Here is an 18288-nt window from a genome sequence, read left to right as displayed (position 1 = left end):
TCCTCACGCAATCCTGATCCGTGCCGCCCGCTCGAACTTGACGGCGAAATGCACAAGCGACTTGTCCGAGCCCTTCGGCCCGATCAGAGACAGGCCGAGCGGCGCCTCGTCGCGCTGGGCCGCCGGAATCGTCACCTGCGGAAAGCCGGAGAGCCCGGACAGGCAGAGTAGCCRCAGTGCCCGGTTGCGGAAATCCTCCAGCTCGCCTTCGGTCGCGCTGACCAGCGGCGCGATATCCGGCACCGTCGGCAGGATCAAGACACCGTCCGAGCCCAGCAGCCGCGCAAGCTTGGCCCGGAAGGCCTTGCGCAGACTTTCGCCCTTGGCGTAGTCCTCGTCACTCACTGATTTCGCAAAGGCGAAGCGCTCGGCGACGCCCGGTCCGAGCGGCGGATGGAACCGCTCGATCATCACGCCGTCGGCGTTCCAGGCATCGCGCCCTTGCACCCAGCGGAACGCCCAATAGAGCGCATCGATATCGCGGGCGACCTTGACGGTCTCGGGCTGACCCATCAGCGGCATCGCGCGCTGCACGACATTGCGCAGCACATTCTCGGCATCCGGCGTCGCTTGCGCAAACATGTCCTGTGCCAGCAGGAGACGCKGGATCTCCGGTAGGACCGACCGATCCTTGCCGAGCACGACATCGGCGACGCGGGCAAAGGTCTTGCCGTCGCGCGCGAACCAGCCCGGTGTATCCAGGCTCTCGGCCAGCGGCCAGGTCCGCTTCAGTGAAAGTCGGCCATGTGTCGGCCTGATGCCGAACAGCCCACCATAGCTCGCCGGCGCGCGGACAGAGCCGCCCGTGTCGGAGCCAAGCGCGATATCGGCAAGCTTGCCGGCAACGGCCGCCATCGAGCCCGAGGACGAGCCGCCGGTGATGCGGTCGGGCGCAGCCGGATTGATCGGCGCGCCGAAATGCGCGTTCTTGCCATTCATCGAAAAGGCGAGTTCGTCGGTGATCGTCTTGCCGACGAAGCGAGCCCCGGCATCCAGCAGCGCCTTCACGATCGGCGCCGTCTTGGTCTTGATCCCCGACTGCGCCAGCACCGTCGGCGAACCCGCCCCCGTGGGGTAGCCCTTAACGTCGAACAGGTCCTTGACCGCGAGCGTCAGTCCGGCGAGCGGGCCATCCGGCGCGTTCTTAACCGGCGCGTCCGGATAGGGCATGAAACAGCGGAAGGGATCGTCCTTGACCATCAAGCTCAAACTCCCCTCGCATCGCCATCGGAGCGCGGATCATGCGTCGCTTCGACATGGCCCTTCYGATGTTTCACCAGCATGCCGGCATGGCCGAAGCTGTCGGCATAGGCTTCGCTGTACTCCTCGACCGGGTGGCCGGCGGCAGTGAGCCTCGCGAGCAGCATCGGATCGAACCGGCTTTCCAGCTTGAGCGAAAGCGAACCGGCACCCCAGGTCTTGCCGAAGAGCCAGCGCGGCGCATCGACTGCGGTCGCGGGATTCTGGCCGAACCGATAGCGCGTCAGGATCTGCGCCTGGAACTGCGGCTGGCCGTCGCCGCCCATCGCGCCATAGGATACCACGCGCCCGTCATCGAAGCGGGCGAGCGGCGGATTCAACGTGTGGAAGGGCTTGCGGCCCGGCGCCAGCGGATTCAGCGCGGCCTTGTCGAGCGAGAAGGAGACGCCGCGATTCTGCCAGTGGATGCCGGTCTTGGGCAGGACGCATCCCGAGCCATATTCCCAATAGATCGATTGGATATAGGAGACGGCGAGCCCGTTGCCGTCGATCGCGCCCATCCAGACCGTGTCGCCCTCGCGCGGCGCGAAGGGCCAGCTCGCGGCCCGCTTGCGATCGATCGCCGCCGCCTCGCGGGCGAGGACCGGATCCGTGAGGAAGCTCGCAGGATCCGCCTTCATGTGGGCCGGATCGGTGATCTGCCGATCGCGGATGGCAAAGGCTCGCTTGGTCGCTTCGACCAGCCCGTGATGATGGTCAAAACCCTCCGCCCGCGTCACGCCGAGCTTCTCGAAGATGCCGAGGATCAACAGCGAGGCGAGCCCCTGGGTCGGAGGCGGGAAGTTATAGACGGTCAGACCCGGCAGCTTCAGCGACAGCGGCTGCACCATGCGCGCCTTGAAGCCCGCGAGATCCGCCCGCGTAACCGGCGCGCCGATCGCATCGAGATCGGCGCCGATCTCCCTACCGATATCGCCGCGGTAGAAATCATCGAGCCCGGCATCGGCAAGCTGCTTGAAGGTCCCGCCGAGCGCGTCCGGCTTCCGGCGCGCACCGGCTGTCGGCCGTTCGCCGCCCGGCCAGAAGAAACTCGAGAAACCCGGTGCAAGCTTGGTGGCCTCGGCCTCCTGCGGCCAGGTCCGCAACTCCGAATCCGAGACGGCATAACCGGCGTCGCAATGAGTGATCGCATCGGCGAGCAGATCGCGCACCGGCATTTTCCCGCCGAGTGCCTTCGCCAGCTCCAGAGCGGCCTGCCAACCGCCGACCGCACCGGCAACCGTCACCGCCGCATCGGCGCCGCGCGAGGGGATGCTGTCATGTCCCTTCTCGCGATAGCGTTCGATTGTCGCCAATGCGCCCGCCGGGCCGCAGGCCTCGATCGCATGCACCTTGCCGCCAGGCTCGTGCACCAGCCAGAATCCGTCGCCGCCGATGGCGTTCATATGCGGGTAGACCACGGCAATGGTCGCCGCCATCGCCACCATGGCCTCGATCGCATTGCCCCCCTCGGCGAGAACAGCGCGTCCGGCTTCCGAAGCAAGACGATGCGGCGCAGCAGCGGCCCCGGTCGAGAAAACAGGCGTATCGATCATCGAGGGGTTTTCAATCCAGCGGGGAGCAACCATTTGCCGAGTGGCGCGATTTTGTTGCATGCCGGCAGCGCGTCGGCTAGGTCGTAGCGCGCATGAATTCTCAAGGAACGAACATGGCTGAAGAGCGTGGCACCTGGCGTACCCTGATCATGGTGATCTCGCTGGGCATCCTGATCGCTGTCGAACTCTTCGGCGTCGCGCTGGCATCGGGCTGGGCCCTCGCCGGGCTTTTCGAGCTCGGCCATATCGTCGGCTATATTCTGATGGCTCTGTTCTCGGGCTTCGCGGCCTACGGGATGCTCGCCTTCATGCGTCGCGTGTTCAAGTTCGAGCATATCGGCGAGCRCCACTGAACTCAGCCACACGGCCTCAGCCGCAGGGTTTGAGAACGACCGGATCGGCCTCTTCGGGCAGATAGCTGCCCATTGGCCGGCAAGCTGCCCCGACACAGATCGTCCAGTCCGCCGTCGCGCCCGAGCGCCGCATCACGACCTCGGGGAGTGCCGGCAAGGCCGGTGTCCAGCGCCAGAAGCCGTCGCGCAATCTCGCGCCGTCGGGCGGGTCCATGCCGGCTCCTGATCCTTCGATGCGGGCCTCGACGAGCCGCAGACCGTCTGGCGTCTCCCTCCAGACCTCTTCCCACAGCGTCTTCTGTACCGAATGCCGCCAGCCGAGCGTGATCTCGTCGGCGCCGAGCGCGACGACGAGTGCGCCGGCCGCCAGGCACAGGCTCACGCTGTGCTGCTCGCCCGCTGGCCGCGCGTCTCCCTCCAGTGGCGTGCAACCAACGCGGCAGCGAGCAGATAGCCGAGCGCGTCGCTATAGGCGAACTCTCCGAACAGGAACACCGCAGCCACGAAGGCGAGGATGCGTTCCGTCACGTTGAGACGGTCGAACAGATAGCCGATGGCAACGATCCCGAAGAGACCGATGGCGACGCTGGCCTTGAAAACGGCGTAGATCACCGAAGGCCAGAAGCCGATCACGGCCGACATCGGATCGCCCTGTTGCAGCATCAGTGCCGGCGAATAGACCGCGATGAAGGGGATGACGTAGCCCGCAAGCGCCACCCGCATCGCCTCCCAGCCAATCTTGTCCGGATTTTCCTTCGCAATCGGCGCTGCCGCGAGCGCCGCCAGGGCCACGGGCGGCGAGAGATCGGCCATGATGCCGTAATAGAACGCGAACATGTGGCTCACGATCAGCGGTACGCCGAGTTGCTCCAGCGCAGGGGCCGCCAAGGCTGCCACGATGATGTAGGTCGGGATCGTCGGGATCCCGGTGCCGAGCAGGATCGACAGGATCATCGTCAGGACCAATGCCAGGAACAGGCTGGTCTTGCCGAGCCCGATGACCCAGGCGCCGAAGGTCGTGCCGATGCCCGTCTGCGTCATCAGGCCGATGATGGTTCCAACGATCGCGCACGCGATGCCAACAGGCAGCGCGGTCTTGGCCGCATCGGCCAGCGCATTGCGGCAGATCACCAGCGTGGCGCGACCGCCGATGGTGAGGGCGTTCAGGGCGATCAAACCGGCGATCAGCCCTGCGACAACCCTGACGTCCATCCCGTTGCGCAGCAGCGCACCCGCAATCAGGCCGAGGCCCACCCAGAAGATCACCCGCAGCGTCATCGTCTTGAACCCGAGCGCGACACCGGTGCCCAGCAGCAGGCCAACGGTCAGCGCTAGACCGATCGTGCCGGCGAAGAGCGGGGTGAAGCCGTGGAACAGCATGAAGACCAGCACGGCGAGCGGCAGCGCCAGATACCAGCGCTCGCGCAGGGCCTTGAGCGGGCTGGGCAGCAAGCGCCGCTCGATGCCTTTGAGGCCGTGTTTGCCTGCCTCGAGATGCACCATCCAGAACGCCGAGGCGAAATAGAGCACTGCCGGGATTGCTGCGGCCTTGACGATCTCCGAATAATCCACGCCCAGCGTCTCGGCCATGATGAAGGCGGCCGCCCCCATCACGGGCGGCATGATCTGCCCGCCCATCGAGGCAGTGGCTTCGACTCCGGCGGCGAAGGCGCGCCGATAGCCGAACTTGATCATGAGCGGGATCGTGAACTGCCCGACCGTGACGACATTCGCGACACCCGAGCCCGAGATCATGCCCATCAGGCCGGAGGAGAACACCGCGACCTTGGCGGGGCCCCCACGCGCGCTGCCGAAGAGCCCAAGCGAAACGTCATTGAAGAGGTGGATCATCCCGGCCTTCTCCAGGAAGGAGCCGAAGACGATGAAGAGGAAGATATAGGTCGCCGACACATAGGTCGGCACGCCGTAGAACCCCTCAGTGCCGAAGGACAGATGGCCGATGATCTGATCGAAACCGTAGCCGCGATGATTGAGCGGCGACGGCAGGTACTGGCCGAAGAACCAGTAAAGCAGGCACACACCGCACATGATCGGCAGGGCATTGCCCATCAGCCGCCGCGCGGCCTCGAAGATGAGAACGATCAGCAGCGTTCCAACCACGAGATCGGCGGTCGAGGGATCGCCATCGCGCAGGATCAGATCGGCGTAGAAGACGAGCTGATAGAGGCCGACACCGAAACCGATGACACCCAGCGCCCAGCCAGCCCAGCGCCCTGCATTGGTCTTCGCCTTGAAATTGGCGACGAGGCCGAAACTGAGCAGCAGAAGGAAGCCGACATGGACGCCGCGCACCGCCTGGCTCGGCAGCACATGCCAGGCTGAGATCGCGATCTGGAAACAGGCGAATGCGAGCGCGACGGCATAGGCTAGCAAGCCCCAGCGGCCGGGCCCGAAACCCGGCGGAAAGCCGTGCTCGAAATTGTCGAGCGCCGCATTCTCGACCGGCGTTTCGCTCGCGCCCRAAAGCGCGTGCAGTTGGTCCGTCTGACTCGTCATCGCGTCGCATATCCCCAATGGCGTGCGCATGCGCCGGCGCCGCCTGCCCGAAGGCCAGCGCCGGGAGAGTTAAATGCGAGAGCTGATCAGGACCCGACCTTGAGGCCCTGTTCCTTCAGATAGCGCGCCGCGCCCGGATGCAGCGGCACCGGCATGCCCTCGAGCGCGCTCTCGAGCTTGATCGCCTTGCCGGCCGAGTGCGCTGCGCCAAGTTCCCCGAGATTATCGAAGATATTCTTCGTCATCTGGTAGACGAGCTCCTCCTTCACCCCCTCATGAGTGACGAGGTAGTTCACCACTGCCGCCGTGTTCACCGCGGCCGCCTGGCCGCCATAGGTGTTGGCGGGAATGGTCGCGCTGACGAAAGGCGCTCCGGCCTTGTCGATGACCGCCTTCGGCACTTCGACGACGACGATCTCGACCGAGGATGCGAGATCGCGGATGGAGRCCACGCCGAGGCCCGCCGACTGAAGCGTCGCGTCGAGCTGGCGGTTCTTCATCAGCTCGACCGATTCGGCGAAGGGCAGATACTCGATCTTGCCAAGGTCCTTGTAGGCCAGGCCTGCCGCCGCGAGGATCGCGCGCGCATTCAGCTCGGTGCCGGATTTCGGGGCTCCCACCGAAAGCCGCTTGCCCTTGAGATCGGCGAGCGTCTTGATGCCGCTTTCCTTGGACGCGACGATCTGCACGAAATTCGGATAGATCGCGGTGATGCCGCGCAATTTCTTCAGAGGGCTCTTGAAGCCGGCATCTTCATCGCCCTTCCAGGCCGCATCGAGGGAATCGCCGAGCGTGAAGGCGAGTTCGCCACGCCCCTGCTGCAGGAGCACGAGGTTCTCGACTGATGCCTTGGTCGCCTGCACCGTCGGGCGGGTGCCCGGAATCTTCTCGCCGTAGATCTTCGAGAGGGCAACGCCCATCGGATAATAGACGCCGGAGGTGCCTCCGGTCAGCACGTTGACGAACTCTTGCGCGCGAGCGCCCGCAGGAGCAGCGGCGATCAGCAAGGCGGTAGCGATACCGGCCAGAGACCGGCCGCGAAACAGCGTCTTCATGGATCCTCCCAGAACCTTAGTTCCCAGCACGAGCGGCCGGGCTTTAACCCTTGTAGAACGGCCCGTTGAGACAAGGAAAGCCCAGGAAATGCATTGCCGGGGCAGCTCCGCCGCGCGCCCGTGACGCTTTCGCCATTTTTCCGGTGCATCCGGCAGGCTCCCGAGCCTGGTTGCCCTTGCCCTTTGGACAGGTTAGCCCGGACAATATTCCCTCAGAAGCGTTCCGAGATCCGTCCAACCATGCAAGCCCGCACGAAATCGCTTTCCCTGGACCGCCGCACGCTGCTCGCCGGCGCAAGCGCCACGGCGGCGCTCGCCGCGCTCGGCTTCGCACCGGCAGCCCTGGCGCAGCAGGGGCTGAAGCTCGGCGAGGCTGAGGCGTTCAGCTTCGAAGGGCTGAAGGCGCGCGCCCGCGACCTCGCGAACAAGCCTTATGCGCCGCCCCCGCCGCCGCGCGCCGATATCCTGGAGCGGATCGATTACGACGCCCATGGCAAGATCAAATTCAAGCCGGAGATGGCCTTGTGGGCGAACGGTCCCTCGCCCTGGCCGGTGACCTTCTTCCATCTCGGCCGCTACTTCCAGAAGCCGGTGCGCATGCATGTCCTGGACAGCGGCAAGGCGCGCGAGATCGTCTATGACGAGAGCTATTTCGAGATGCCGGCGGATTCACCGGCGCGCCAATTGCCGGCGGGAGCGGGTTTCGCGGGTTTCCGCTTCCAGGAGAGCCGCTCCGGACATCCCGGCCGCAAGGGCGAGAAGCTCGACTGGCAGAAGAATGACTGGGTCGCCTTCCTCGGCGCCTCCTATTTCCGCGCCATCGGCGAACTCTATCAATATGGCCTGTCTGCCCGCGGCCTTGCCATCGATCCGGCCGTCGGCGGCAAGCCTGAAGAGTTTCCGGATTTCACCCATATCTGGCTGGAGACGCCGCAGGCCTCGGCCGAGTACGTCGTTGTCTATGCCCTGCTCTCCGGCCCCAGCGTCGCCGGCGCCTATCGCTTCCGGATGCATAGAGGCAAGGGCGTCGACATGGAGATCGAGAAGGCGATCTTCCTGCGCAATGACGTCGCCCGGCTCGGCATCGCGCCCCTGACCTCGATGTACTGGTATTCGGAGACCGCGAAATCGACCGCCGTCGACTGGCGCCCCGAAGTGCATGATTCCGACGGCCTCGCGCTCTGGACCGGCTCCGGAGAGCGCGCCTGGCGCCCCCTCAACAACCCCAGCCGCACCACAGCCTCGTCCTTCGTCGACAACAATCCGCGCGGTTTCGGCCTGATGCAGCGCGACCGCGAGGTCGGTCATTATCTCGACGGCGTCTTCTACGAGCGCCGCCCCAGCCTCTGGATCGAGACGATCGGCCAATGGGGCAAAGGCGCCGTTCAGCTCATCGAGATCCCGACCGACGACGAGATTCACGACAATATCGTCGCGATGTGGGTGCCCGAGGGTCCCGCCAAGGCCGGGGCCGCCTACGAGTTCCACTACAAGCTGCATTGGCTCGCGGACGAGCCCTTCCCCTCGCCGCTCGGCCGCGTCGTCGCGACACGGCTCGGCAATGGCGGCCAGCCCGGGACCACCCGGCCGAAGGGCGTGCGCAAATTCATGGTCGAGTTCAAAGGCCCGGTGCTGGAGAACATTCCCTTCGGCGTGAAGCCCGAGGTCGTGCTCTCGGCCTCGCGCGGCGCGTTCTCCTATGTCTTCGCCGAGGCCGTGCCGAACGACGTGCCCGGCCATTGGCGCGCGCAATTCGACCTGACGGTCGAGGGAGCGGATCCGGTCGAGATGCGCTGCTTCCTGCGCGGCGGCGACACCGTCCTGACCGAAACCTGGCTGTACCAGTATCTGCCGTTCTGAGCGGGAACTGGTTCAGCCCTCCATCTGGCGTTTGCGCACCCGCTCCACTGACACGAACAGGGTATTGGCGGCGCCGGGCTCGACGTTGAACACGTCGAAACTCGGCGCATCCGGATGATCGGCCGGCATGTGCAGCGCCGCGGCCCCCTTGCGGCCGGCAAAGGCCATGATGCGGAAACTCAGCCCGTCAGGCAGGCCGATCTCGATCGCATCGGCCGGAATTTCCGTGACGACGCCGTCACGGACGGCTCTGAAGGTCACTCGGTCACCACTCACGCGCGCGCTCCGGTTCTGCTGCCATTGACCATGGTGGATAACGCCACGGCCGGAAGCCGACAACAATCGCGATCTCGCTTGCTCCGGAGATCGCGTAACATTATATCATTCACCCATGAGCCATTCGCACCGCCCCGCAGCCGCTGCCCTCTCGGAAGATCCGGGCTGGTCGCTGCTGCGCCTTTCGGCGGCGGGTCGGCTCGGGCTCGCGCTCGGCATCATCGCCTTGCTCTGGCTTGCCACATTTGCAGTCATCTCCTGACGAAAGCTGCCCTTCGTGCCCGCCATTCGCCTCGATGACCTCACGCTCGGGTATGACCGTCACCCGGCGGTTCATCACCTCTCCGGCGAAATCGCCGCCGGAAGCCTGACTGCGATCGTCGGACCGAATGGCGCCGGAAAATCGACGCTGCTGAAGGCCATTGCCGGTGCCTTGACCCCGCTCGACGGGCACCTGACTCTCGCCCGCGGCAAGCGCCTCGCCTATCTCCCGCAATCGGCGGAGCTCGATCGTTCCTTCCCAATCCATGTCTACGATCTCGTTGCCATGGGGCTGTGGGGCAAGGCCGGCATCTTCGGCCGCATCGGCTTTGGAGCGAGGACCAGGATCGAGGAAGCGATCGCCGCCGTCGGCCTGACCGGCTTCGAGCGCCGCCCCATCGGCAATCTCTCCGGCGGCCAGATGCAGCGCGCGCTCTTCGCCCGCCTGCTGCTGCAGGACGCCGATATCATTCTGCTCGACGAACCCTTCACCGCCATCGATGCTCGGACCACGGCCGATCTGCTCGCCTTGGTTCGACGCTGGCATGGCGAGGCGCGCACCGTGGTTGCCGTCCTCCACGATATCGAGACGGTGAAACGCGCCTTCCCCGAGACGCTGCTGCTGGCCCGGGAGGCTGTCGCCTGGGGCGCGACCAACGACGTCCTGACGCCTGAAAACCAGCTCAAGGCCCGGCGCATGGTCGAGGCTTTCGACAGCCATGCGCCCGCCTGCGACCGCGACGCGGCCTGAACCTTCCGCAAACCTGGCACGCCGATGCTCCACGATATTTTCATCGGCCCCTTCGCCGAATTCGACTTCATGCGCCGGGCCCTTGTCGGCGTCTTCGCGCTCGCCGTCTCCGGCGCGCCGATCGGCGTCTTCCTGATGCTGCGACGCATGAGCCTGACCGGCGACGCCATGGCACATGCGATCCTGCCCGGCGCTGCCATCGGCTATCTCGTCGCCGGGTTCTCGCTGCCAGCCATGACGATTGGCGGCCTCGTCGCCGGCTTTGCCGTCGCGCTGGCGGCCGGCGCGGTCGCCCGGCTGACCGTGATGAAGGAGGATGCCTCGCTTGCCGCCTTCTACCTGATCTCACTGGCGCTCGGCGTCACCATCGTCTCGCTGCGCGGCTCGGCGGTCGACCTTTTCCATGTCCTGTTCGGCAATGTGCTGGCGCTGGATGACGATGTGCTGGTGCTGCTTTCGAGTGTCGCGACACTGACCCTGGTCACGCTGGCMTTGGCCTATCGCCCTCTCGTGCTCGAATGCGTCGATCCGGGCTTCCTGCGCTCGGTCAGCCGCTCCGGCGGTGTCGTGCATCTCACCTTCCTTGGCCTCGTCGTGCTCAATCTGGTCGCCGGTTTCCATGCGCTCGGCACCCTGCTTGCGGTCGGCCTGATGATGCTGCCTGCTGCCGCAGCGCGCTTCTGGACAGCCGACATCACGCGACTGATCCTGCTCGCCTCCGGTTTCGGTATCCTGTCCGGCTATGCCGGGCTGGTTGTCTCATACTCGGCCGGCAGCAATCTTCCCGCGGGCCCAGCCGTCATCCTGTCCGCCGGCGCACTCTATCTCGGCTCACTCCTGTTCGGCACGCAGGGCGGGCTCGCACGCCGGCTCTTGCCTCGGTCCCATCTCCAACGTTAGTAATGTTATAGTGTTTCATTATTCGCTGGAGAGCCGCATGTTGAATCGTCGTTGCCTCATCGCCGGGCTCACCGCGGGACTGGCCCTCTCGGCCGCGCCGCTGATCGCGCGTGCCCAGGAGAAACTGCCGGTCGTTGCGAGCTTCTCGATCCTTGGCGACTTCGCCAGGGAGATCGGCGGCGAACGTGTCGCGGTGACGATTCTCGTCGGCCCTGATGGCGATGCGCATGTCTATTCGCCGACGCCGGCCGATGCGAAGAGCGTGGCGGCGGCGAAGCTGGTCCTGATCAACGGGCTCAAATTCGAAGGCTGGTTGTCCCGGCTGATCAAGTCCTCCGGCACGAGCGCAACCGTCGTGACGGCGACGCGGGCAATCTCTCCCCTGAAGCTGCAGGACGACGATCATGACCACGGCAAGTCGGGCGGCCATGATCATGCGGGCGGGGACGACCCTCATGCCTGGCAGAGCGTCGTCAACGCCAGGCTCTATGTCGCGAATATCCGCGATGCGCTGAGCGCGGCCGACCCTGCCGGCAAGGTGGCTTACGAGGCCAATGCCGCGGCCTATCTCGGCAAGCTCGATGGACTTCAAGGCGAGATCCAGGCTGCCGTAGCCCGCATCCCGGTCGACCGACGCAAGGCCATCACGTCGCACGATGCCTTTGGTTATTTCGTCAGGGCCTATGGCATTGAATTCGTGGCGCCACAGGGTGTTTCGACCGAGGCTGAAGCCTCGGCCAGGGACGTGGCGCGCATCATTCGCCAGGTTAAGGCGCAGAAAATTCCGGCGGTCTTCCTCGAGAATATCACCAATCCCCGGTTGATCGAGCAGATCGCGCGCGAAACCGGAGCCAAGATCGGCGGCCGGCTCTACTCCGATGCACTCTCGACCGCATCCGGCCCTGCCGGGACTTACATCGAGATGATGCGACACAATATAAGGCAGATCGAAAAGGCGCTCGGCACAGGCGCAGCGTAAGCTGCGCTGACGAGCGGCACTCGGCAGCAATCAGGTCGTCCCATGTCTGAAAAGATCCCCGTTACCGTGCTCACCGGCTATCTCGGAGCCGGCAAGACCACGCTCCTCAACCGCATCCTCACCGAAGACCACGGCAAGAAGTTCGCCGTGATCGTCAACGAGTTCGGCGAGGCCGGCATCGATGGCGACCTCGTCGTCGGCGCCGACGAGGAAGTCTTCGAGATGAACAACGGTTGCATCTGCTGCACCGTCCGCGGCGACCTGATCCGCATCCTCGACGGGCTGATGAAGCGCAAGGGCAAGTTCGACGCGATCATCGTCGAGACCACCGGCCTCGCCGACCCGGCCCCCGTCGCACAGACCTTCTTCGTCGACCAGGATGTCGGCGATGCGACCAAGCTCGACGCCGTCGTCACCGTGACCGACGCCAAATGGCTGAAGGACCGCCTGAAGGATGCTCCCGAGGCAAAGAACCAGATCGCCTTTGCCGACGTCATCATTCTCAACAAGACCGATCTGGTCACGGCCGAGGAACTGGCCGGGGTCGAGGCGGCGATCCGCGCGATCAACCCCTATGCCAAGCTGCACAAGGCGACCCGCTGCGACGTCGCGATCGACAAGCTGCTCGACCGCAACGCCTTCGATCTCGATCGGATTCTCGACATCGAGCCCGACTTTCTCGAGTCCGGTCATCACCATCATCATTCCGATGATGTGCGCTCGATGTCGTTCACGATCCCCGGCGATGTCGATCCCGACAAATTCATGCCGTGGATCAACGACATCTCTCAGGCGCAGGGTCCGAACATCCTGCGTTCCAAGGGCATCCTGTCCTTCAAGAACGAGCCGCGCCGCTTCGTTTTCCAAGGCGTGCACATGATTCTCGACGGCGATCTGCAGCGTGACTGGAAGGCAGACGAGAAGCGTGAATCGCGTCTCGTCTTCATCGGCCGCGATCTCGACGAGAACGAGTTGCGCAAGGGGTTTATGGCCTGCGCGGCGTGAGCTAAAGCCACGCCATGGACACGCAGACAAAACCCGTTTCGCTCCGCGAGCATGTCGTCCCGGTCACGGCCGGCGAGCATGTCGTCTCGGCTTCATGGCTCAAGCAGACGCTGGTGTTCGCRCTCGCCGACGGGCGCGTGTTGCGCTGGCGTGACGGTGAGGCCGAGAGCATTGACGCCCATGCTGGCGGTATCCTCTCCGCCTGCTCCGATGGCGAGCGCCTGATCAGCGGCGGCGATGACGGACGTGTCGTCGCCACGGCGGCCGAGGGTGAGCCGGTCGAGATCTACCGTGATCCCAAGCGGCGCTGGATCGATGCCGTGACATTCTCAGGCTCGGGCGCCATCGCCTGGAACACCGGAAAGACCGTCCATGCCCGCGACGACAAGGGCAAGCTCCGGACCTTCGACTTCGCCTCGACGCCGCAGGGCCTCGTCTTTGCACCTAAGGGGTACAGGCTCGCCGTCGCGCAGATGAACGGCGTCTCGCTCTGGTATCCGAACACCGAAGCAAAGCCTGAATTCCTGGAATGGAAGGGATCGCATCTCGACGTGACCTGGTCCGCCGACGGCCGCTTCGTCGTCTCGTCGATGCAGGAGAACGCGCTGCATGGCTGGCGCCTCGGCGACAAGCCGACGCATATGCGCATGACAGGCTATCCGGCAAAGCCACGCTCGCTGTCCTGGTCGCATGATGGGCTCTGGCTCGCCTCCAGCGGCGCGGATGCGGCCATCATCTGGCCCTTCCAGGGCGAAGGCCCGACGGGCAAGGCCCCACGCGAGTGCGGCGCGCGCCATGCCAAGGTCACCCGCGTCGCCTTCCACCCCAAGGCGCTCGTGCTGGCCGTCGGCTATGACGATGGCTGCATCCTGCTGGTCCGGCTGACCGATGCCTCCGAGCTGCTGGTGCGCCCTCCGCTCAAGGCCAGCGGTATCACGGCCTTCGCCTGGGACAAGCTTGGCAAGCGCCTCGCCTTCGGCGCCGAGGATGGTGCGGCCGGCATCCTGACCCTGCCGACCTGAGCGATGCGCTTCGGCCTCTTCGGCAAGGACCCTGCGGGCAAGGCCGTCGCTTCGGAAGCGGCCACCCGGATCAAGGCCGAGACCCGGGACCTCCTCGGCCTGCCGGAGCGGGCCKCGATCGCCGTCAACGAGATCCTCTGTGCAGCCCCCGCCTGCCCCGGCACCGAGACGGTGATCCTGGTGATGAACCCCGGTGAGAAGACCAGGGCCTACAAGGCGCAGATGCCAATGGCGGAGCTGACGCGGGAGGCCTTGATCGTGACGTTGGAATTGGTCGCGGATCGCTAAAGCATCGGCCCGAAAGGTCGATTGCGGTTTTCCGGAAAGCCGATGCAGACACGAGAGCCAAGTGCCTGAACCGAGGGGTAGCGCGTGACGGACTCACTCTTGATCCGCGATATCGGCGATGATGACGTCGAACAGGTCAGCGCTCTCTGGCGCGCCGCCGGCGTCGCGCGCCCCTGGAACGACCCTGAAACCGATATCGCCTTTGCTCGCCGTGATTCGCACTCGACCGTCCTGGTCGCAGTGCTGGACGGCACGATCGTCGCAACGGTGATGGTCGGCGAGGATGGACATCGCGGCTGGGTCTACTACGTCGCGGCTGATCCGGAGCATCAGGGCCAGGGCCTTGGCCGCCGCATCATGGACGCGGCCGAGCACTGGCTCGCCGAACGTGGGGTGTGGAAGCTGAACCTGCTCGTCCGCGGCGACAACGCCAGGGTCAAGCAGTTCTACGAGCACCTCGGCTATACCGACACGCAGTCGACCTGTTTCCAGAAGGTCCTCTCCCGGGCCTGAAGCGGCCTCGAACAGCCCGTCACGCCCCCAAGAGATCGATCAGGTGCGGGATCAGCGGCTCGTCGGCCGGCGGCATGGCGAGATCCCGCAGCTTGCCGGGCCGCACCCATTTCAGCGCCTGACCTTCTGCCGAGACGACCGCACCTTCCCAACGCCGGCAGATATAGAGCGGCATCAGCAGGTGGAATTCCGGATAGGCGTAGCTCGCGAAGGTCAGGGGCGCCAGGCAGTCCTCTTTCACGCTGATGCCGAGTTCCTCAGACAGCTCGCGGATCAGCGCCGGCTCCGGCCGCTCCCCCGCTTCGAGCTTGCCGCCGGGGAATTCCCACAGTCCGGCAAGCGACTTGCCCTCCGGACKCTGCGTGACGAGAACGCGGTTGTCGGTATCGATCAGTGCACAGGCAACAACGAGAAGCAGTTTCACGAAGGCTCAGGTCCCGGAGAGGAGGTGATGGCTCACGCTCCTTACCGTCAACGGTGGCCGCGTCATAGGCCGAACCGTCTGTTCCGGTGAGCGCATCCGCCTCGCGGCCGGATCTCCTTCGCGAGGACGCTCGGCCCCGAGGAGCAAGGCAAGCGCCGCCCCCGGGTGCGGCTCAGGCCTCCCTCACCCGTCGTGCCGTCGAGACCAGAAACACCCCGACGAGGATGATGCAGCCCCCGACGAGCTGCCGCAGCTCCAGTGTTTCACCAAGGATGAGCACACCCATGACGGTCGCGACGGTGGGAACGAGATAGCCGGTCATCGCCGCCCGCGTCGGCCCCGCCGCACGGATCAGCTTCATGAAGATCGCCATCGGGACCGCCGTCGAGGCGACTCCGAGCGCTAGCATGACAGGCAGGTGATTCTGGATCGGAAGCAGTCCGGCGGGCCCGATGAAGACGAGTGTCAGCCCAAGCGCGACAATCCCGGAGACGACCTGCTGGCCGAGCGCGAGGCGCGCGGGATTTCCGGCCGGGGCAGGCACGGCACGGACATAGAGATTCCCGGCAGCATAGGCCAGCATCACACCGACCATGGCGGCGACGCCATAGGCAGTCGCGCCGCCTGCGACCAGGCGTGGGCCGATCAGGATCGCGACGCCGACCATCCCGAGCAGGACGCCAAGGACACGGCGGCCGGAAAGCCGCTCCTCCGCAAAGAGAAAATGCGCGAAGATCGCGGTCACCAGCGGACCGGCGGCCTGGATCATCGCGGCAGGCCCGCTGGCGAGCTGCGTCAGCGCATAGGCGACGAGCACATTCGGCACCCAGCCATTGGTGGTGCCGAGCACGAGCCAGTGCCGGAGTTCATGCCGCCGGGGCAATGGGCTCTGCCCGAGAAAGCTCACCCAAAGGGCCAGCGCTGTCGCCCCGAGCAGACCGCGCCCCGCCGCGACGGCCAGCGGCGGCACCTCGCCGCTCATCAGCTTGATGAGCAGGAAGCTGCAGCCCCAGAAGAACGAGCAGAGGAACAGATTGCCGACGATGAAGCTCCGGCTGGGTTCAGCCGGAGCGGTCGCCTCAGGAGCGATAATCGCCATTGATCTCGACATAGGCCTTGGTGAGATCGCAGGTCCAGACGGTGGACTTGCCCCGGCCCAGCCCGAGATCGGCCGTGATGACGATGTCGTCGCCCTTCATGTAGTCGGAGACGGCGGTCTCGTCATAGGACGGCGCACGGGCGCCCTGCTTCGCGACCGTGATGTCGCCGAAGGAGATGTCGAGCCTGTCGCGATCGGCCGGCTCGCCGGCCTTGCCGACGGCCATGACGACGCGGCCCCAATTGGCGTCCTCGCCGGCGATCGCCGTCTTGACCAGCGGCGAATTCGCGATCGAGAGCGCAACGCGCTTGGCAGAGCGCGCGGAGGTGGCACCGGTGACCCGCACCTCGACGAATTTCCGCGCACCTTCGCCGTCCTTGCAGACGAGATGGGACAGCTCGAGAAGCAATGCATTGAGCGCACGCTTGAAGCCGGAGAGGCGTGCATCATTGACCTCGGTGATCTCCGGCACGCCGCGCGCCGCCGCCTTCCCCGTGGCGAACAGCATCAGCGTGTCGGAGGTCGAGGTGTCGCTGTCGACCGTAACGGCATTGAACGAACCCTTGACGCCCTTGGAGAGCAGCGCCTGCAACACCGGCGCGGCAATCGGCGCGTCGGTGAAGACGAAGGAGAGCATCGTCGCCATGTCGGGCGCGATCATGCCGGCGCCCTTGGCAATGCCGGCGATGACCACCTCATGCCCGTCGATCTTCGCCTTACGCGAGAGCGCCTTGGGGAAGGTGTCGGTGGTCATGATCGCCTTGGCCGCATCGATCCACGGGCCGTCCGCCGCGCGGGAGGCGCAGTCCTTCAGGACGCCCTCGAACTTCGTCGCATCCAGCGGCTCGCCGATCACGCCTGTGGAGGCGATGAAAACCTCCTGCGGCTTGCAGCCGGCCGCCTTGGCGGCGATCTCGGCGGTCAGCTTGACGGAATCGCGGCCCTTGAGGCCGGTAAAGGCATTGGCGTTGCCGGAATTGACGACGATCGCCCGCGCCTTGCCTTGCGCCAGGTTCTCACGGCACCAGTCGACCGGCGCGGAGGGGCATTTCGAGCGGGTGAAGACACCGGCGGCCTGCGTACCCTCGTCGAGCAGCATGAAGACCACATCCGTTCGCCCCTTGTAGCGAATGCCCGCTTCGGCGGTGGCAAAGCGCACGCCCGGCACAGCCGGGACCTTGGGCTGGCGTTTCGGCGCGAGCGGGGAAATGGGAACATCCTTGCCAGCCATCGAAGCATCTCCTGAAACGAGGCGTCCGATTTGCCGCAGCAGCGGACGGAAGACAAGAGTTGGAAATGCAGAGCCCAAACGCATGATGCCCGGGTTTGCCCCGGGCATCATGTCGTAATTCTCCCTGAAATTCCCGGGCCAGGCCCGGGAACGGAGCAACGATCAGCCGTTCAGGGCTTCTTCGGCTCGGCCGGCTTGTCCGCGGGCTTCTCGGCTGGCTTGTCCAGCCGCTCGACCTTGGCCTTCTCGCGCATCGCCAGCACGATGTCCTGCTGGGCCTTGCGCTCGAGATACTGGTCGATCTGCGGCTTGACATCCTCGAACTTGGGCAGCGGCTTGGAGCGCTTGTCCTCGACCTTGATGACATGCCAGCCAAACTGGCTCTGCACCGGCTCCGAGATCTGTCCCTTCTCGAGCTTGAAGGCAGCCTCCGAGAACTGCGGAACCATGCGCTCCTTCGTGAACCAGCCGAGATCGCCGCCTTCCTTGCCCGAACCAGGATCCTTGGAGAGCTCGGCTGCGACCTTGGCGAAATCCTCGCCCTTCTTCACCCGTGCCGCAGCGTCCTTGGCCTTGGCTTCATCCTCGACCAGGATGTGGCGCGCATGCACCTCTTCCTCGGGCGCCATGGCCTTGACGGTATCTTCGAAGAGCTTCTTCGCCGCTTCCGGCGTCGCAGCCTTCTTGGCCTCGCGCGTCAGATACTCGTCGAGCAGCACCTTCTCGCGGTAATAGGCGAGGCGCGACGCGAAATCCGGCCCTTCCGCGATCTTGGCTGCTACGGCAGCCTTGGCCCCAAGCTTGAGGTCGACGAGGTAGTTGATCACCTCGTCGCGCTTGCGGTCTTCGGGGAGCTGCGCGAGGCGTTCGCCCAGATCTTCGCTGGCAAGCGTCATGTCGCGCTCGGTGATCGCGATTCCGTCGACCTTGGCCACGACCTTGTCCGCCTGAGCGAAGGC

20 protein-coding genes are annotated in these 18288 nt (G+C 65.3%); 10 read left to right on the top strand and 10 right to left on the bottom strand.

Annotated features, from left to right (window positions below; translation table 11 throughout):
• Positions 1 to 3 precede the first annotated feature (3 nt).
• Positions 4 to 1200 (bottom strand): amidase, encoded by a 1197-nt coding sequence (locus AC1DRP_RS07545; RefSeq protein ID WP_476768224.1) that lies wholly within the window; start codon positions 1198 to 1200, stop codon positions 4 to 6.
• A 5-nt stretch (positions 1201 to 1205) separates the two neighbouring features.
• The gene (locus AC1DRP_RS07540) at positions 1206 to 2795 is read right to left on the bottom strand and encodes a gamma-glutamyltransferase family protein (protein WP_476768223.1); all 1590 of its coding nucleotides are present in this window, start codon (positions 2793 to 2795) and stop codon (positions 1206 to 1208) included.
• A 113-nt stretch (positions 2796 to 2908) separates the two neighbouring features.
• Here AC1DRP_RS07540 and AC1DRP_RS07535 point away from each other — a divergent pair, with 113 nt between their 5' ends.
• Complete coding sequence (locus tag AC1DRP_RS07535) at positions 2909 to 3148, top strand: hypothetical protein (protein WP_476768222.1); 240 nt, start codon at positions 2909 to 2911, stop codon at positions 3146 to 3148.
• A 16-nt stretch (positions 3149 to 3164) separates the two neighbouring features.
• On the opposite strand, the gene AC1DRP_RS07530 is transcribed toward AC1DRP_RS07535, so the two are convergent.
• From AC1DRP_RS07530 to AC1DRP_RS07520, 3 genes are all read right to left on the bottom strand, one after another.
• Positions 3165 to 3530, bottom strand: a complete 366-nt coding sequence (locus tag AC1DRP_RS07530; protein ID WP_441487873.1) for a DUF1850 domain-containing protein — start codon at positions 3528 to 3530, stop codon at positions 3165 to 3167.
• A complete protein-coding gene (locus AC1DRP_RS07525) occupies positions 3527 to 5665 on the bottom strand; it encodes a TRAP transporter permease (RefSeq protein ID WP_476768221.1) in 2139 nt (712 codons plus the stop codon). Before AC1DRP_RS07525 ends, AC1DRP_RS07530 begins: the two co-directional genes overlap by 4 nt.
• A gap of 86 nt (positions 5666 to 5751) precedes the next feature.
• Positions 5752 to 6720 carry a TAXI family TRAP transporter solute-binding subunit gene (locus AC1DRP_RS07520; protein WP_476768220.1) on the bottom strand — a complete coding sequence of 323 codons (969 nt, stop codon included), beginning with the start codon at positions 6718 to 6720 and terminating at the stop codon, positions 5752 to 5754.
• A gap of 240 nt (positions 6721 to 6960) precedes the next feature.
• On the opposite strand from AC1DRP_RS07520, the gene AC1DRP_RS07515 reads away from it, so the two are divergent.
• Positions 6961 to 8580 carry an OpgD/OpgG family glucan biosynthesis protein gene (locus AC1DRP_RS07515; RefSeq protein WP_476768219.1) on the top strand — a complete coding sequence of 540 codons (1620 nt, stop codon included), beginning with the start codon at positions 6961 to 6963 and terminating at the stop codon, positions 8578 to 8580.
• 12 nt (positions 8581 to 8592) lie between these two features.
• Here the strand turns inward: AC1DRP_RS07515 and AC1DRP_RS07510 are convergent, their stop codons facing one another.
• A complete protein-coding gene (locus AC1DRP_RS07510; RefSeq protein WP_141740062.1) occupies positions 8593 to 8856 on the bottom strand; it encodes a hypothetical protein in 264 nt (87 codons plus the stop codon).
• 115 nt (positions 8857 to 8971) lie between these two features.
• Here AC1DRP_RS07510 and AC1DRP_RS07505 point away from each other — a divergent pair, with 115 nt between their 5' ends.
• The 8 genes from AC1DRP_RS07505 to AC1DRP_RS07470 all read left to right on the top strand — a co-directional run bounded on the left by AC1DRP_RS07505 (position 8972) and on the right by AC1DRP_RS07470 (position 14575).
• Entirely contained in the window at positions 8972 to 9118 is a 147-nt protein-coding gene (locus AC1DRP_RS07505) for a hypothetical protein (RefSeq protein ID WP_441504308.1), read from the top strand.
• A gap of 15 nt (positions 9119 to 9133) precedes the next feature.
• On the top strand, positions 9134 to 9868 hold the full coding sequence (gene aztA / locus AC1DRP_RS07500) for a zinc ABC transporter ATP-binding protein AztA (RefSeq protein ID WP_441504307.1): 735 nt from the start codon (positions 9134 to 9136) through the stop codon (positions 9866 to 9868).
• A gap of 24 nt (positions 9869 to 9892) precedes the next feature.
• Positions 9893 to 10768: a metal ABC transporter permease gene (locus AC1DRP_RS07495; protein WP_441487868.1), complete on the top strand. Its 876-nt coding sequence runs from the start codon at positions 9893 to 9895 to the stop codon at positions 10766 to 10768.
• A gap of 37 nt (positions 10769 to 10805) precedes the next feature.
• Positions 10806 to 11747, top strand: a complete 942-nt coding sequence (locus tag AC1DRP_RS07490) for a metal ABC transporter substrate-binding protein (RefSeq protein ID WP_441504306.1) — start codon at positions 10806 to 10808, stop codon at positions 11745 to 11747.
• Between the two features lie 42 nt (positions 11748 to 11789).
• The gene (locus AC1DRP_RS07485) at positions 11790 to 12752 is read left to right on the top strand and encodes a CobW family GTP-binding protein (protein WP_069879062.1); all 963 of its coding nucleotides are present in this window, start codon (positions 11790 to 11792) and stop codon (positions 12750 to 12752) included.
• 14 nt (positions 12753 to 12766) lie between these two features.
• A complete protein-coding gene (locus AC1DRP_RS07480; protein WP_441504305.1) occupies positions 12767 to 13774 on the top strand; it encodes a WD40 repeat domain-containing protein in 1008 nt (335 codons plus the stop codon).
• Positions 13775 to 13777: 3 nt separating this feature from the next.
• A complete protein-coding gene (locus tag AC1DRP_RS07475; RefSeq protein WP_476768218.1) occupies positions 13778 to 14062 on the top strand; it encodes a hypothetical protein in 285 nt (94 codons plus the stop codon).
• Between the two features lie 84 nt (positions 14063 to 14146).
• Entirely contained in the window at positions 14147 to 14575 is a 429-nt protein-coding gene (locus AC1DRP_RS07470; RefSeq protein WP_441487864.1) for a GNAT family acetyltransferase, read from the top strand.
• Positions 14576 to 14594: 19 nt separating this feature from the next.
• Here AC1DRP_RS07470 and AC1DRP_RS07465 read toward each other — a convergent pair whose 3' ends face one another.
• The 4 genes from AC1DRP_RS07465 to AC1DRP_RS07450 form a co-directional block, all read right to left on the bottom strand.
• On the bottom strand, positions 14595 to 14999 hold the full coding sequence (locus AC1DRP_RS07465; protein WP_476768217.1) for a (deoxy)nucleoside triphosphate pyrophosphohydrolase: 405 nt from the start codon (positions 14997 to 14999) through the stop codon (positions 14595 to 14597).
• A gap of 172 nt (positions 15000 to 15171) precedes the next feature.
• Positions 15172 to 16098 (bottom strand): DMT family transporter, encoded by a 927-nt coding sequence (locus AC1DRP_RS07460; protein ID WP_441504303.1) that lies wholly within the window; start codon positions 16096 to 16098, stop codon positions 15172 to 15174.
• Complete coding sequence (gene argJ, locus AC1DRP_RS07455; RefSeq protein WP_441504302.1) at positions 16079 to 17329, bottom strand: bifunctional glutamate N-acetyltransferase/amino-acid acetyltransferase ArgJ; 1251 nt, start codon at positions 17327 to 17329, stop codon at positions 16079 to 16081. The genes AC1DRP_RS07460 and argJ overlap by 20 nt, the downstream gene beginning before the upstream one ends.
• 170 nt (positions 17330 to 17499) lie before the next feature.
• A partial coding sequence (locus AC1DRP_RS07450; protein ID WP_476768216.1) for a peptidylprolyl isomerase occupies positions 17500 to 18288 on the bottom strand: 789 nt, incomplete at its 5' end.

This window comes from Allobosea sp. 01N443 (genome assembly GCF_056399325.1).
The sequence above is the reverse complement of the archived record's forward strand: the minus strand, read 5'-3'. Positions and strand labels throughout refer to the sequence as shown.

Bases quoted from the DNA above. Each gene is read 5' to 3' on its own strand.
- AC1DRP_RS07460 (WP_441504303.1), bottom strand. From the start codon at position 16,098: ATGGCGATTATCGCTCCTGAGGCGACCGCTCCGGCTGAACCCAGCCGG.
- AC1DRP_RS07485 (WP_069879062.1), top strand. From the start codon at position 11,790: ATGTCTGAAAAGATCCCCGTTACCGTGCTCACCGGCTATCTCGGAGCC.
- argJ (WP_441504302.1), bottom strand. From the start codon at position 17,329: ATGGCTGGCAAGGATGTTCCCATTTCCCCGCTCGCGCCGAAACGCCAG.
- AC1DRP_RS07490 (WP_441504306.1), top strand. From the start codon at position 10,806: ATGTTGAATCGTCGTTGCCTCATCGCCGGGCTCACCGCGGGACTGGCC.
- AC1DRP_RS07515 (WP_476768219.1), top strand. From the start codon at position 6,961: ATGCAAGCCCGCACGAAATCGCTTTCCCTGGACCGCCGCACGCTGCTC.
- AC1DRP_RS07505 (WP_441504308.1), top strand. From the start codon at position 8,972: ATGAGCCATTCGCACCGCCCCGCAGCCGCTGCCCTCTCGGAAGATCCG.